Here is a 14,665-nt window from a genome sequence, read left to right as displayed (position 1 = left end):
TACGTCCCTTGAAATCAACCCACTCTTTATTCAACTCAAACGCAGAGCGCTTCTTTCCAAAGCAGCGAAACGTTTAAACCGGAACAACATCGACGCGAATTCAACTTCATGTTGAGGCATCCCCGCGCGTGTCTACCTGCCCTACGAACAATAAAAACAGGAGTCATCTGATGTCCAGCACAACACTGAAGCGTTACTCGTTCCACTTGCCGATCATTATGGCCATCGGCCAAACGGTCCTCTCGACCGCTCAGGCCCAAGAGATTCAGTTCACGCCTCCCTCGCCCCTTGAGGTATCCCGCCCTTTGCGTCCGGGACCTGCGCGCTGGGTGGAGGATTATCGCTTTCTCGATAACCCGGCAAAACGCACAGACCCGTTCGATGCATTGCGTTTTCAGCGCCTGTCGGACTCTGCCTGGCTGCAGACCGGAGCGGAACTGCGTTATCGCGCCGATGCGGCGGACCAACCGGTGTTCGGCCTGCGCGGAGTAAAGGATGACTCTTATTTAATGCAACGTGCGCAAGTACATGTCGACCTGCACTTACTCGACGACAGCCTGCGCACCTTTATCCAACTACAAAATACTCGGACATGGGGTAAGGACCTGCCCAGCCCTTCCGATCAGAGCCGTAATGAAATACAACAGGCCTTTATCGACGGAAATCTTCACTACCAGAGCGGCACATTGACAACGCGGGTCGGTCGGCAGGAGATGGCTTACGGTAATCAGGTGCTGGTGACCTATCGCGAAATCCCTAACATACGGCAGTCGTTTGATGGTGTGCGCCTGAGCTGGATTGCAAAGGATGGTTACAAGCTGGACGCGTTCGCCACCAGACCCGTGGTTAGCAGAGACAATGGCTCGTTCAACGACACAAGCAATCATCAGCAAAAGTTCTACGGCCTCTATGGCACCCTGCCCCTGTCCAGTGTGTTGAAAGCCGATCTGTACACCTTTGGCCTGAAAACAGAGCAGCGCAAGCTCGACGGTTTTACCGGAGAGGACAATCGCTACACCTTCGGCACGCGGTTGTTCGGCACATGGAATAAATTCGACTGGAGCTGGGATCTGATGAAGCAGGTGGGCCATATGGCCAGCGCCGACATCGACGCCTGGGCGGTGTCCAGCGACAGCGGTTATACCTTCGCGGGTCCCTGGAAAGCGCGTCTGGGTTTGCGTGTCGATGCCGCGAGCGGTGATAAGGATGGAGATCACAAGGCCGGTACTTTCGACCCGTTGTTTCCCAAGAACGCCTTCTACGGTCAGGCCAGCCTGACAACGTTGTCGAACATCATTCTGGTAGGCCCGACACTCAGGTTCTCTCCCTTCAACAGGTTCCGTTTCGAACCGGGCATATTCGCTGCCTGGCGAGAAAGCAACGATGACGGCGTCTATTTGCCAGGCATGACCACAGCCCCCGGAACAACCACCAGCAGTGGAAAACGCTTGGGCACCCTGTATCAGGCCAACGCCAATTGGACGCCGACCGCTAACGTTTCCGTTGATCTCGACTATGTGTTCTACGACATCGGTTCGGCGATCAAAAGCGCCGGCGGCAACAACTCGCAAATACTGGTGCTGCGCTCGACGTTTCGCTTTTAGGCGTCAAGAACATTCGGCAGGAACACTGCTCGGCAATTCATTAAATTTGACGTCGATAAAGACATTGACTGCGCGCACCAGATTGATATAGGTGAATCGTCGAGGCTTTCCGACAGTAAGGTGCTTTGGCCTCGATATTCATCTTGAATACAAGTGTTTTAATGCATCACTCTAAAACCCATCTGATACGGTTTTTTTTCGATCACCTGAGCCTTTTTCGTCAACCAACAGTCTATAAAGTGCATGCCCGATGTTCTTTCAAACAACAAAAAGCAGCCAACTAGTTTTGGCGCTTGGGCACACTGACGCGCTCAAGAATCTAGACCATCCCAGGATCAACAATAGAACCCTGCTTATCAGAAAAAATGGGACAAATAACTATTCAAATGATATGGAGATGGCCGCTGTGCGAAAGCTTGGCTTGGGCTTCCTGGTAACTGGCATTTTGGGGCAACTATCAGCACTACTATGGACCTACATGTCCACAGGACCCATTTGTCAAAATAACGTCGACAATTCATACATCCAGCAAAAAGTGACAAAGTTCGAACAACTCATCGATGACACCGCTAATAAAGTTGTGACAGAGCTCAGTACAACACATTCCGACGGGCTCACGCCCCTTGCGAAAAACGGATCCCACATACCCGATTCAACGGAGGCTGACGCCGTACAGTTTTTGCTCGAAAAGCCAGACGAAACTCCAGCACTTACGCTGCCTTCATTGCCCGCACAGGCACACAAATGGACGATTATTCTCAGCGGTCTGATCACTGTTACCGGCCTGCTCTTGGCCGTATTCGCCCGCAAAAAAACCATTGATCCGCAATGGCACGTCTTTCGCACCGTGCCAGGCTCGCTAATCACGCTGGAACGCCCGTGTTTGACGTGCGGCGGCTTCATTTCCCACACTGCAAAACCCGCTTCAGCCACGCCTTCATCCGGCTTGTGGGTGATCGAAATAGCGTTGAACACACCCAACCGTCATCGCGCCACAAAAGCCATTAAGCAGCTGGAGTTGCCGGTAGCGCGTAAAGAAAACAACTTTGTCGTCATCGGCCCCTATAAACAGAAGCAGGACGCGGCTCGAGTCGTGAAAGAGTTGAGTGAAAGTCATGGCGTTAGAGGATGGATGATGGCGGGAAATTGACATAGCCCGATTTAGCGCTGCACCGACCTCAAACAAACGGCTACTTATTTTATGACACAAGAGAGCATTCATGATTGCAAAAGAACTTAGAGCCGAACTCGCCCTGAAAAAGTTCCTGGCCGCCAACTTATGGATCCAACTTAAGCTCAGCGAGCTGAACTACAGCCTTGCCGAAAACTGCGGGCTGTCGCCGGAAGAATATCGCCTGAAATTTCTGCAAGAAGCATTTGAAGCAGAAGCAGACGCTCACGACTGCGATTGCTGGGACTTCATTCTGCAGTGGGTGGCCGACACTAAGGAAGAGCTTGAGTTGATGCGTGAAGAACGCATGAAAGAGATTTATGACTTTCTGGACGATTAGTAGACCCTACAACTTTCGCAGCCTATACAAGCCGCCAGTTTCAAGATGAAAGACTAACTTCATAGGCGGGAGGGTTGCCCAATCCCCCCGCCCTCCTCTCGGCTCAAACCGTCGCATAACAATCCACTACACGCCGATATTGGCTGGGAGAAGCTCCGATATGTTGACGGAAAAACCGTGTGAAATGACCTTGCTCGGAGAACCCGAGGTTCTCCGACAACAGGCCCAACGTCCCACTGCGCTCTCGCTCCAGCCAGGCAAAAGCCCGGCGCATGCGCGCGTCGTTAAGCAACAGGGTCGGCGTCATGCCGGTATCTTTCTTGAACAGCGCAAAGAAGTGCGCCCGAGACAGACCACAAGCCCGCGCGGCATTGTCGATCGGGTTCGGATCATCGAGGTGCTCAAGCAACCAGGCGGTGCCACGGCGCACGCGCGCATCCCGAAACTCACCGGAGCTCGGCGCACCCAGTAGCGACAAATGCCGCCAGCTGGAAAAGTCCTCGATCAGTTCGATCAGGAAGTCGAACAGCATGAATTCCATGCGCTCTTTCGGCACGATCCCGCAGCCATGCGCTTCGGCGACCAGGATGTCGGCCAAGGTGCGATTACGGCTCGACAGTTCGATGCACGACTGGGCAAAAAGTCCGGCCGACTGCTGAGCGCCAGCGACTGCTGGGCAGTGGCCAGCCAGGCGGGCTCGATGTAGAGCGCCAGGATTACGGTGGCACCGGCACCCGGCTGCGGATCGTAGAAATGCGGCTCCCAGGCGTTGACCAGCACCGCCGTGCGATCGCTGAGCGGAACCCGCCGACCGTTGACGTTGAAGTAAGTGTCTTCGCCAGACACTTTGACCAGCACATGGCATTCGGAATGGGTGTGGGTGACCAGCGAACGATCCATATTCAGCAAGGCGACCCGGCCAAACCTGCCGTGGAAAACCCGTTGGGCAATCGACATCAGATTCCTCCGCTCGCTAGAAGTAATATTGTTTTCGGCCACAATGCAGGATTATCGCGGCGTCTATGTGTTTCTGGACCCCGGCGGTCACTCAATGGTTCAGCAACACGTGGCTGGCTACTATCGCGCGCGAAGGATTGAGGGTCTACCTCGACTTTCGCAGCCCCCACGCTCATCGGATAAACCGCCTTACAAGGCATGGCGTTCTTTCCCGTGATAAACGCGCAGGATATCGGCCACCACCGCCAGAGCGATTTCCGCCGGGGCCTTGCTGCCCAGATCGAGGCCGATGGGCATGTGCAAACGGGCAATCTGTTCATCCGTCAGACCACCGATGCGTTTGAGCCGCTCGGCGCGTTTAGCCGAGGTTGCCTGAGACCCCATGGCGCCGATGTAAAACGCCGGAGTGTGCACCGCTTCCATCAGCGCCAGATCATCGATTCGTGGATCGTGAGTCAGCGCCACCACCGCGGTCGCCGCATGGCAACCACCGGCGGCGATGAACATCGAGGGCAGCACGCGTTGCATCTCCACGCCTTCGAGCTGGATATGCAGCATCTCTTCCCGGGGGTCGCAGGCGATGACTTCGCAGCCGATGGCGCGGGCGAAACTGGCGCAGACTTCCGCGACCGGCGACAGCCCGGCCAGAATCAGTCGTAACGCCGGGCCAACACTGATGCGCACCGTCTCGTCGACGACTTGCACCCGCTCGCTGCCGTGTCCGGTGTCTGCGTCCAGGCGCAAGGCACCGCTGCTCAGGTCAACGTGACGCAGCAGACGGCGCTGGCCGAGTAACGCCGCTTGCAGACTCTCCAGGTGCGCGATCCATTCGAGACTGGCAGCGCGGTGCTCGACCAGCACGATCAGCACTCCGCCACAGGGCAATCGTAGACGGTGGCGTTGCTCGACGCTGTCGCCATAACTGACGATCTGCGCCGGTTCGCGTAATTCACCGCGCGCCAGGCTGTCGAGAAACTCCTCTTCGACGCAGCCACCCGACAGCGAGCCGACGTGTTCGCCCGTGCCATTGGTCACCAGCATCGCACCCGGCGCACGCGGCGCCGAGCCATAGGTGAAGAGCACCGTGCACAGCCACTGGGCCTGCCCGGCGCGAGCCCATTGCAGTGCCTGGTCGATCACCTGAACATCGAGATGACGCATGTTTTCTACACCTCAAGCAAAGGGTGGTGCTGCATGCGGGGTTACGTTTACGGTAACCTGCGAGCAACCTTGTTCAATCGTTGATTCAACATGCCGCCACAACAATTTTTGCAACTTGGGCCGCTGCGCCTGGAATATCGCCATCTGCCTCCGGCTGACCCGTCGCGACCGACGCTGGTGCTGTTGCACGAAGGCCTCGGCAGCGCCGACCAATGGAAAGACTTCCCCCAGCGCCTGGCCCAGGCCAGCGGTTGCGGTGTGGTCACTTACAGCCGTCAGGGTTACGGGCAATCGAGCCCGGTAACCCTGCCGCGTCCGCTGAACTACCTGAGCAGCGACGGCCCTCGTGAACTGCGGCAATTGCTCGATGCCTTGCAACTGCCGCAAGTGGTCTTGCTCGGTCACAGTGACGGTGCATCCATCGTCCTCGCCTATGCCGCCGCCAACGATCCACGCGTGTTGGGCAGCATTGCACTGGCGCCTCACGTGATTGTCGAGACTGAGAGCCTCGATGGCATTCGCCATACCACCGAGGTTTGGCATCAGGGCGAATTGCGCGAACGCCTGGCACGCCACCATGGGACGAATGTCGACGGCGCTTTTCACGGCTGGAGCGACAGCTGGTTGCACCCGGACTTTTCCCTGGACGATCTCGAAGCGCAGTTGGCTTATATCGAAAAGCCGCTGCTGGTCATTCAGGGTCGCGAAGACCACTACGCCACGCCCGAGCAACTGGTGGTCATCAAGCGGCAGGTGCCTGGGCCGTGCCGCTGTGTGTTGCTGGATAACTGTCGGCACTTTCCCCAAACGGAAGCGACCGGGCGGACCTTGCAGCTGATCTGCGAATTCCTGGAGCGCCTGCCCGCCTTTATTTGAAATTGCCTTGGGTTTCTGGAATCACCACGCTGCCAATCAGGTAGATCACCGACAGCCCGGCAGCGAAAATCGCCAGCACCATGGGGATCTGCGCCGGGCTGCTGCTGACCAGGGACACAAAGGTCGGCATGGTTCCGCCGAGGGCGAAACCGATGTTCCAGGACAACCCGGTGCCGCTGGCTCGCAGCTCGGTGGTAAAGCGTTCGTTGAGGAAGATCAGAATCGGCGCGATGATCGCCCCGCCCATAAAGCCGATGCCCACGCAGTACAGCGCGGTGCGAATCAGCGAACCCGGTTCGGCGACGCCAAGGAACATCATGGGCAGGCTCACCAGGTTGATCACACCCAGCAGCATGAAGGTCTTCTTGCGACCGATCAGGTCACTCAGGTAACCGAAAGCCAGTGCTCCGACAATGGTTGCCGCCGACCCGTACATGAGCATCTGCGAAGTCTGCGTATGGGGCACTTTGGCGACCACGTTGAGCAATGTCGGCAAATAACCGCAGGCCAGGTAATACGTGGCACCGCCTCCAAACGTAATCAGCAGATTGACCAGCATCACGCCGCGATACTCGCGACCAAACAGACGCTTGAGTGGCGACACGACCACTATTGCCGGCCCCTTGGTTTTGCGGGCTTGTTGCAGTTGCTGCCAGACCGGGGTTTCTTCCAGGTAACGAAACATCACCAGACCGAAAAACGTGCTGAGCAGGCCGCAGAAGAACATGAAGCGCCAGCCCCAGACGTCAAATTCTTCCCCGGTAAAAATCTCCGACAACACCAGATAAGTGACTGACGCCAACAGCGCGCCCATGCCGGCGCCGGCGCCACCGATCAACCCGGACATCAATCCGCGATAGCGCGGCGAGATGGATTCGGTGCCAATGGTGTGAGTGGAGGCGACGATGCCGCCAACGAAAACGCCCTGAATCACCCGCAATACCAAAAACAGTATCGGGGCCAATACCCCGACCTGGTGAATGGTCGGCAACGCGCCAAACAGTGCAGTGGAAATACCGACGCCGACCATCGACACCATCAACGCACGCTTGCGGCCGTGTTTGTCGGCATACGCGCCGAAGATCGCCGAGCCCAGCGGACGCACCAGCAAGGCCACGGCGAACGAGGCATATACCGCAGCCAGCGACAATGTCGGGGTGTCCGAGGGGAAGAACAGGCGGCCGATGATCGGCGCCACATAGAGCAGAATGAACAGGTCAAACAAATCCAGCGCCCAGCCGAATGTCGAGGCAAATGCCGCAAGCAAGGCCTTGCCCGGTGGAATCTGCGGTGTATCGATAGCGGCGCTGGTGGGTGATGCAGTTATTGTTGTTGTCGTGGTCATGGTTGCCTCACACAAACGGTGAATCGAAACGTTCTGCATCCCGGTGCGCGGGTTGCGGGTAATCAGCAGGTCAGCGGTGATACCTTGATGTGCCCTTTCAGTTGCATTGAAGGGGCGGCAGGCCCTGCTCCGTAGGGGCGCACGCCGTTGCCGACGTGCTCCCGGGCCTGCTCGCCGGTACGCATTTACTCGCCGGTGAACACGGCCGTACGCTTGCTGTGAAACGCTTCGACGCCTTCCTTGAAGTCCTTGGAACTACGCAGACGGCTGTAGCAGTGACCTTCCATTTCGATCGCGACGGTCAGCGGCGCATCTTCGTTGTCGTTGATCAGTTTTTTCGCCGTGCGCTGAGCCAGCGGCGAGAAGCGGCGCAGTTCATCGACCAACGCATCGACGGTGCTTTCCAGTTCGGTATCCGGCACGACCTCGGTTGCGATACCCCAGGCATAGGCCTGGTCGCCCGTGATGCGTTTGGCGCGCATCACCATGTGTTTGGTGCGGGTGATGCCGATGATTTTCTGCAGGCGTGCGGAGCCACCCGAGCCCGGGATCTGACCCAGGTTCTGCTCAGGCAAGGCGTAGCGAGTGGTTTGCGAAGCAATGCGGAAATCGCAGGCCAGGGACAGTTCGAAACCGACGCCGAAGGTGTAACCACGGTTGGCAACGATCACCGGTTTTTCGCAACGTGCCGGTGCCGCGACGTTCCAGGCCAGCTTCGAAACGTGCTCCGGCGACGCTTCGAGGAAGCCCTTGATGTCGCCGCCGCTGGAGAAGTGTTCACCTACCGAGCGCAGCACGATGACGCGAACGTCTTTGTGTGCGTCGAGGGCTTCGAAGACCAGGCGCAGTTGATCGCGCTGCCCCATGGAAATGACGTTCAACGGCGCCCGGTTGAGGATGATGTCAGCGCGCTCGCGGGACACATCGACTTCAACCTGGAAGCCATCGAACTGAGTGTCGAGAAATTGCTGGATCGCTTGTTGTTGCATGGGAGTGTCCTCTGAATGATTAGCTGATGGCCTTCAAGGCCTGTTCCTGAAATTGGGCCAGCAGCACGCGCCGCAGGACCTTGCCAACTGGAGATTTGGGAATCTGATCGATGAACTGGTAACGCCGTGGCCGCTTGAATTTGGCCAGGCCCGAAGCGATGCAATGGGCATCGAGGTCGCATTCCGAGACCTCGGCGCGCAGCTTGATAAACGCAGCAATGATCTTGCCCCACTGCTCGTCCGGCAGACCGACCACCACCACTTCTTCCACTGCCGGGTGCAGAGAGAGCATGTTTTCGATTTCCGCCGGGCTGACGTTTTCGCCACCGGTGATGATCAAGTCATCGACGCGTCCCGTGACGAACAGATCGCCCTCCAGATCGAAGTAGCCGATGTCACCGGTGAAATACCATCCGTCACGCAACGCCTTGGCGGTCGCTTCGGGGCGGTTCAGGTAGCCTTCGAACGCCTCGTCACTCGCCAGGTCGGCGATGATCTGGCCCTCCTCCAATGGGTTGACCTGCACGTCCACCGTTTCAGCATCGATCGGCACCACCCGCACTCGCTGGTTCATTGCGCTGCGCCCTGACGAACCGGGTTTGCGGCTGGCTTGCTGGTCGATGGTGAAGGTGTAAATCTCCGAGCTGCCGTAATGATTGACGAACAATTGCGGCTGGAACGCTTGCTCGACGCGACGCATCAAGCCGTCGCTCATCGGTGCACCGGCAAAGCCGATTTTCTCCACACTGGCGACTCGCTCGCGGGCAAAGGCCGGGTGTTCGATGAGCATGTGGTAGAGCGTCGGCACCAGGTATAGGTTGGTGACCTTTTCCCGTTCGATGGCCTGCAGCGTGGCTTCCACGTCGAACTTCGGCACACAGACAAAATGCCCGTCGATCAGCGCCATGGACAGCAACGAGCGCACGCCCATGGTGTGGTAAAGCGGCATGACACCCAGCGTGCATTCACTCTGGCGGTAGAGGTTTTGCGCTACGTGGGCAACCGCCGCGGCGCGTTCGGAACGGTGCCGACGGGGCACGCCCTTGGGCTTGCTGGTGGTGCCGGAGGTGTACAGCAGCAGTGAAAAGTCTTCGGCGTCGGCCTGCAAAATGATTCCGGACGGGGTCTGCGAACACAGTTCCTCGAAACTCAGGTCGGTGTCGGCGGCACGCAGACCGGCGGCAATCCGTGGCAGCCTTGTGGCGGCGCTGCAACCGGCCACCGCGGCCACCGTCGAGTCGTCGTAAGCCAGTGCACGGATTTGTGCATCTTCGATGCAGTAGCCCAGTTCATCGGCAGTCGAGCGCCAGTTCAACGGGGTCATGACGATGCCCGCAAACTGACAGGCCCAATGCAGAGTCGCCATCTGCCAGCGGTTCTGCATCGCTACCAGCAGTCGGTCACCCCGCTGCAGCCCGAGGCGTTGCAAGCCCCGAGCTGCGTTCTGGATATCGACGAACCAGTCTTCATAGGTTTTCTTCAACGCACCGTCACTGACCCCCACGGCGTGTGGTCGGCGTTCAACGGCAGCTAGGAAGCTGCGTCCGAGATCGAACATTATTGTTATTCCCCTTTGTTCGTTTGGCGCTGGGCAGCTACTTCGAGCACGGACTGGACGATGCCGGTGTAGCCCGTGCAGCGACATAAATGCCCCGAAAGCATGTCGCGTACCTGGGTCTCGTCCGGGTTGGGTACCCGTTCGAGGAAATCCACGCAGGACATGAGAATGCCCCCAGTGCAAAAGCCGCACTGCAAGGCGTGATGACGGCGAAAGGCTTGTTGCAGGTCGCTCAGTGTGTCGTCGTCGGCCAGGGACTCGACGGTCTCGATACGCCGCTCGTGCCCCTGTACCGCGAGCATCAGGCAGGAACGCATGGCGACCCCGTCCACCAGCACCGTGCAGGCACCGCAGACTCCGTGTTCGCATCCGACATGGACACCGGTGGCACCGAGGTCGTGGCGCAGGAAATCGCAGAGTTGGGTCCGCGGTTCGGCCAGCGCTTCGCGGGTGCGGCCATTGAGCTCCAGGCGAATCGGAAAGGTTTGGTCGGCAGTTACACGCATGTTCAGACTCCTTCGATCAGCTGATGACCCAGCTCGCGAATCAGTTGGCGGCGATAGGCAGCGCTGGCCTGCACGTCGTCTTGTGCATCGAGCGACCAGGCGGTTTGATTGAGCGCATCTGGCAGCGCCGCACCACGTGGAAGGCTGCGACGTTGCGGACGGTCGGCGACCCCGCCGATGCCGAGTTCGACCTGGTCCAGGCCGATGGCCGCGGCCAGGGAAACAATTGCAAAGTCGCCATGGCGCATGGCGATTTCGCGAAAGCGATAGGTGATGCCTTCGCGCTTGAGCGGAAAACGCACCTCGACGACCAGTTCATCCGCGCGCTTGTCGGTGGTGAGAATGCCCTGGAAGAAGTCGGCAGCCTCGACGATGCGCTTGCCTTTTTTCGACTCGAGAACGATCTCGCCGCCCAGCGTCACCAGGCACAGCGGCAACTCGGCGCTCGGGTCGGCATGAGCCACCGAACCACAGACTGTGCCGCGATTACGCGTCTGGAAGTGACCGATCCAGGGCATCGCCAGGGCCAATAAAGGCACCTCGTCCATCAGGGTCGAACGCGCCAGCAACTGCGCCTGCCGTACCCCGGCGCCTACCGCCAGGCAATCCTTGCGCAGTTCGATATAGGCCAGGTCAGCCACATGATTGATATCGATCAGCAACTTGGGTTGGGCCAGGCGCATGTTCAGCACCGCCATCAGCGATTGGCCTCCGGCGATGATGCGAGCCTCTTGGCCGTACTCGGCGAGCAGCTCAAGTACCTGACGACGGGTGTCAGCCCGAACGTAGTCGAAAGCAGCCGGTTTCATTGCGCACCTCCCTTGCCAAACAGCGCGCCAAGCGAAGCACGCAGGCGCGCCCACCAGCCGGTGGAGATGGCTTGGCCACTGACCCGTTGCGACAGGCGAGTAAAGATTTGTCCGATGATCACTTTCGAGGCCCCTTGCAACATACGGCCGCCGACCGCGGCAACTTTGCCGCTGACCGCCACCTGGTATTGGTATTCCAGGCGTGTATGGCCATTTTCCAGTTCGACGAAACGCACCTTGGCCTGGCCCTGGGCCGAGCCCATCGAACTGCTGCCGGATCCGGACAGACGCAACGAATGCGGCGGGTCCAGATCACTCAAGGCAACCTTGGCCTCGAAGCGCGCACGGATCATGCCGACGCCGACGGTGACGTCTGCGCGGTAACGGTTTTCGCCTTCAAGCACGAGGTCGTGGCAACCGGGAATGATCGCCGCCAGCGTCTGCGGGTCGAGCAAGGTATCGAAGACCTGTTGCGGCGACGCAGGGATCACCACCGAGTCGTTGGCCCGCAGTGCCGGTCCACCGGCAGCTGCCGCGTCCAGGCTTTCATCGGGCTCCATGCCGGCGGGCCGTGGCGGCTCGTCGATGCCGATCAGCGTGCGTACTTTCGAGGGTGTCAGTGGCAGACGGATGTCCGAGCGACCGAGGGCGTCGGCCACCGCGTTGGCGATGCACACCGGCGTGCTCATGTTGTTGCCCTCGCCTACACCCTTGGCGCCCAGTGGGGTGAATGGCGATGGCGTTTCCATGTGCAGGATCACCGGTTCGATCACTTCCGGTGCGGTCGGCACCAGATAATCGGCGAAGGTCCCGGAGAGGAAGCTGCCGTCCTCGCCGTAGGCGAATTCTTCCATCAGCGCCGCGCCGAGGCCTTGGGTGAAGCCACCACGAATCTGGCCATCGACCAACGCCGGGTTGAGCAGGCGGCCAGCGTCATGGCAGGTGACGTAGCGATCGATGTGGATCTCGCCGGTCATGCGGTCGATTTCCAGACCACAGATGTCGAAGACAAAGCCGTAGCACAGCGAGCTATTGACCTGATCCTGGTCGTCCGGTGCCACCAATTGCGGCGGGCTCCAGAAGGCGGTTTCGCGCAGACCGCCGCTTTCACCTTCCGGCAGCAGGCCCGGCGACCAGTGGGTCGCACCGGCAATCCGATGGAATGGCGCCACCGCCCCGCCATTGACCACAAAAATCTTGCCGCCCGCGAAACGAATATCCTCGGGACAGGCCTGCAATTGCTCGGCGGCAATCGCGGCGAGGCGATCACGGATCTTCAGCGCTGCCTTGTAGACGGCACCAGCCACAGCACCGGCAAAACGGCTGGAATAGTTGCCCGAGGCAATCGACCAAGCGTCCTTCTGGGTATCCAGTTCGACGTTGACCACGATGGACTCCAGCGCAACCCCGAGCACTTCGGCGACGACCTGAGCGACCGTGGTTTGATGGCCCTGCCCTTGCGGTGCCGAGGACACGTGCACACTGACGTCACCCAACGGGCCGACGTTGATGGTTGCGGTTGCGACAGCGCCGTTTTTCGGACCGGCCTTGCGTCGCTCTTCGGGTGTCATCGCGGTGGTGATGTAACCCATGTTGGAAATCGAGGGTTCGATGACGGCGGCATAACCGATGCCATAGATTCGGCCTTCGGCACGCGCCTGATCACGACGCTTGAGCAACTCGTCGAGACCGCCATCAGCCGCCGCCAAGGCAATGCCTGCCTGGTAATTGCCGGAGTCGAGCAACGCACCGGCGGCCGCGCGATAAGGGAAGGCATCGGCCGGCACCAGGTTGCGGCGGATCACGTCCAACGGATCAAGCTTCAACTGCACGGCGATGTGTTGCAGCAGCCGCTCCAGGGCAAAATACACCTGCGGGCCACCAAAACCACGGTTCAGGCCTGAAGGGGTTTTGTTGGTCAGCACCACCCGGTTGCGCACTTGCAAATTGCGGATTGCATAGGCCCCCGTCAGGTTGCCGTGCATGCGGTAGAACGTCGCCGGTTCGGGTGCTCTCAGGTAGGCACCACAATCGTCGATCTGGTCATAACGCAAAGCGGTAATGCGGCCATCTGCTTCTACCGCCGCTTCAATTTCGGTCACCCGATTGGTCGCCGAAGAAGCCCCCTGAAGATGTTCCAGACGGTCCTCGACCCACTTCACCGGTGCGCCGACCTTGCGTGACGCCAGGCCCATCATCACCACGTAAGGGAAAACCCCTTGCTTGATGCCAAAGCTGCCGCCGGAATCTTTCGGTGTGCGCAAACGCAAGCGGTTGCCGGGCACATTCAGCGCCCGGGCCATGACCGTGTGCAACGCATAGGGGCCCTGGAAATTGGCCAGCACGTCATAAATGCCGGTGGCGCGCTCGTACTGAGCCAGCACCACATAGCATTCAATGGGTGTGCAGGAACTGCGCGGAAACTTCACTTTGAGCGAGACCTTGTGCGGCGCCTGTTCAAAGGCCTGCTCCGGTTCGCCATAACGAAAGCGCCGTTCGTTGACCACGTTGCTGCCGACAGCTTCGTGCAGGATCGGCGCCTGTTCGGCGGTGGCCAGTTCAGGATCGATGATCGGGGGCAGCGGCTCGTATTCAACGCGCACACCTTCGATGGCGTCCTCGGCCAGGTAGCGGCTCTCAGCGATCACCACGGCCACCGGCTCTCCGACATAACGCACCTTGTCGACGGCGACGCACCAGTGCTCCATCGGCTGACGCACACCCACCGGAAACGGCAGCGCCCAGCGTTTGACGTCTTCGCCGACCAGCACGCCGTGCACGCCTTTCATCAGCAGCGCTCTGGAAAAGTCCACCGAGGTAATCCGCGCATGAGCGTGGGGTGAACGGATGATCGCCGCATGTAGCGTGCCCGGAGGGATCGCAGCGTCATCGGCATAGCAGCCCAGGCCACGCAACAATGCGGCGTCCTCGACACGGGTCTGACGGGCGCCAATGTGGCCGGTCTGGCTTTCGGTAGCAGGTTCTAAACTAGTCATTTTTTCGCGGCTCTTGTTGTATTGCAGCGCGATAGCGTTAGAGCCGAGTGTGTGAGAAAGGCGCAGGGAGCGCCTTGCCTGGGGAGAGGGAGTTCTGCGCGGGAGTCTGAAAATTTGCCTTTGCGTCTGATTTTCAGGCCTGGGACCCGGCAGAACTGCCGGTCAGGGATGGGATGCGGGTTGGCTCAGGAACGCTTCGATTTCTGCATAGGGCATCGGTTTGGCAAAGTAATACCCCTGAAAAATATCGCAGCGACTGCCCTTCAGGAAATCCACCTGAGACGCCGTTTCCACGCCTTCGGCGACCACCGTCAGGCTGAGGTGATGGGCCATGGAAATAATGCCTGGTGATC

General features: G+C 59.2%; 12 protein-coding genes and 1 pseudogene. 4 read left to right on the top strand and 9 right to left on the bottom strand.

Annotated features, from left to right (window positions below):
- Positions 1–170 precede the first annotated feature (170 nt).
- The 3 genes from JFU47_RS02485 to JFU47_RS02475 all read left to right on the top strand — a co-directional run bounded on the left by JFU47_RS02485 (position 171) and on the right by JFU47_RS02475 (position 3,115).
- Positions 171–1,604, top strand: a complete 1,434-nt coding sequence (locus JFU47_RS02485) for an alginate export family protein (RefSeq protein ID WP_201181513.1) — start codon at positions 171–173, stop codon at positions 1,602–1,604.
- 250 nt (positions 1,605–1,854) lie between these two features.
- Positions 1,855–2,754 carry an SPOR domain-containing protein gene (locus JFU47_RS02480; protein WP_242485044.1) on the top strand — a complete coding sequence of 300 codons (900 nt, stop codon included), beginning with the start codon at positions 1,855–1,857 and terminating at the stop codon, positions 2,752–2,754.
- Positions 2,755–2,824: 70 nt separating this feature from the next.
- Positions 2,825–3,115: a DUF6388 family protein gene (locus JFU47_RS02475; protein WP_201180125.1), complete on the top strand. Its 291-nt coding sequence runs from the start codon at positions 2,825–2,827 to the stop codon at positions 3,113–3,115.
- A 103-nt stretch (positions 3,116–3,218) separates the two neighbouring features.
- Here the strand turns inward: JFU47_RS02475 and JFU47_RS02470 are convergent.
- Both JFU47_RS02470 and JFU47_RS02465 read right to left on the bottom strand, forming a co-directional pair.
- Positions 3,219–4,072 (bottom strand): annotated as a pseudogene (locus JFU47_RS02470) (AraC family transcriptional regulator).
- 189 nt (positions 4,073–4,261) lie between these two features.
- Complete coding sequence (locus tag JFU47_RS02465; protein WP_201180501.1) at positions 4,262–5,233, bottom strand: XdhC family protein; 972 nt, start codon at positions 5,231–5,233, stop codon at positions 4,262–4,264.
- Between the two features lie 90 nt (positions 5,234–5,323).
- Here JFU47_RS02465 and JFU47_RS02460 point away from each other — a divergent pair, with 90 nt between their 5' ends.
- Positions 5,324–6,109, top strand: coding sequence for an alpha/beta fold hydrolase (locus JFU47_RS02460; RefSeq protein ID WP_201180499.1), 786 nt, complete (start codon positions 5,324–5,326; stop codon positions 6,107–6,109).
- On the opposite strand, the gene JFU47_RS02455 is transcribed toward JFU47_RS02460, so the two are convergent.
- From JFU47_RS02455 to JFU47_RS02425, 7 genes are all read right to left on the bottom strand, one after another.
- Positions 6,102–7,454: an MFS transporter gene (locus JFU47_RS02455; RefSeq protein WP_201180497.1), complete on the bottom strand. Its 1,353-nt coding sequence runs from the start codon at positions 7,452–7,454 to the stop codon at positions 6,102–6,104. The two genes, JFU47_RS02460 and JFU47_RS02455, sit on opposite strands and share 8 nt — an antisense overlap.
- Positions 7,455–7,639: 185 nt before the next feature.
- Positions 7,640–8,443 carry an enoyl-CoA hydratase/isomerase family protein gene (locus JFU47_RS02450; RefSeq protein ID WP_201180120.1) on the bottom strand — a complete coding sequence of 268 codons (804 nt, stop codon included), beginning with the start codon at positions 8,441–8,443 and terminating at the stop codon, positions 7,640–7,642.
- A gap of 19 nt (positions 8,444–8,462) precedes the next feature.
- A complete protein-coding gene (locus JFU47_RS02445; RefSeq protein ID WP_201180119.1) occupies positions 8,463–10,001 on the bottom strand; it encodes an AMP-binding protein in 1,539 nt (512 codons plus the stop codon).
- Positions 10,002–10,006: 5 nt separating this feature from the next.
- Positions 10,007–10,507, bottom strand: coding sequence for a (2Fe-2S)-binding protein (locus tag JFU47_RS02440; protein ID WP_201180556.1), 501 nt, complete (start codon positions 10,505–10,507; stop codon positions 10,007–10,009).
- A gap of 2 nt (positions 10,508–10,509) precedes the next feature.
- Positions 10,510–11,316, bottom strand: a complete 807-nt coding sequence (locus JFU47_RS02435) for an FAD binding domain-containing protein (RefSeq protein ID WP_201180490.1) — start codon at positions 11,314–11,316, stop codon at positions 10,510–10,512.
- Positions 11,313–14,312, bottom strand: coding sequence for a xanthine dehydrogenase family protein molybdopterin-binding subunit (locus JFU47_RS02430; protein ID WP_201180488.1), 3,000 nt, complete (start codon positions 14,310–14,312; stop codon positions 11,313–11,315). The genes JFU47_RS02435 and JFU47_RS02430 overlap by 4 nt, the downstream gene beginning before the upstream one ends.
- 162 nt (positions 14,313–14,474) lie before the next feature.
- The coding region (locus JFU47_RS02425) for an EAL domain-containing protein (RefSeq protein WP_201180116.1) at positions 14,475–14,665 on the bottom strand (191 nt) is incomplete at its 5' end.

This window comes from Pseudomonas sp. TH39(2020), from assembly GCF_016650715.1.
GTDB classification, from domain to species: Bacteria; Pseudomonadota; Gammaproteobacteria; order Pseudomonadales; family Pseudomonadaceae; genus Aquipseudomonas; species Aquipseudomonas mandelii_C.
Note: the sequence above shows the minus strand (reverse complement) of the source record. Positions and strands in the feature narration are given on the sequence as shown.

Coding starts and splice junctions, on each gene's coding strand:
- JFU47_RS02485 (WP_201181513.1), top strand. CDS start 171: ATGTCCAGCACAACACTGAAGCGTTACTCGTTCCACTTGCCGATCATT.
- JFU47_RS02480 (WP_242485044.1), top strand. CDS start 1,855: ATGTTCTTTCAAACAACAAAAAGCAGCCAACTAGTTTTGGCGCTTGGG.
- JFU47_RS02475 (WP_201180125.1), top strand. CDS start 2,825: ATGATTGCAAAAGAACTTAGAGCCGAACTCGCCCTGAAAAAGTTCCTG.
- JFU47_RS02465 (WP_201180501.1), bottom strand. CDS start 5,233: ATGCGTCATCTCGATGTTCAGGTGATCGACCAGGCACTGCAATGGGCT.
- JFU47_RS02460 (WP_201180499.1), top strand. CDS start 5,324: ATGCCGCCACAACAATTTTTGCAACTTGGGCCGCTGCGCCTGGAATAT.
- JFU47_RS02455 (WP_201180497.1), bottom strand. CDS start 7,454: ATGACCACGACAACAACAATAACTGCATCACCCACCAGCGCCGCTATC.
- JFU47_RS02450 (WP_201180120.1), bottom strand. CDS start 8,443: ATGCAACAACAAGCGATCCAGCAATTTCTCGACACTCAGTTCGATGGC.
- JFU47_RS02445 (WP_201180119.1), bottom strand. CDS start 10,001: ATGTTCGATCTCGGACGCAGCTTCCTAGCTGCCGTTGAACGCCGACCA.
- JFU47_RS02440 (WP_201180556.1), bottom strand. CDS start 10,507: ATGCGTGTAACTGCCGACCAAACCTTTCCGATTCGCCTGGAGCTCAAT.
- JFU47_RS02435 (WP_201180490.1), bottom strand. CDS start 11,316: ATGAAACCGGCTGCTTTCGACTACGTTCGGGCTGACACCCGTCGTCAG.
- JFU47_RS02430 (WP_201180488.1), bottom strand. CDS start 14,312: ATGACTAGTTTAGAACCTGCTACCGAAAGCCAGACCGGCCACATTGGC.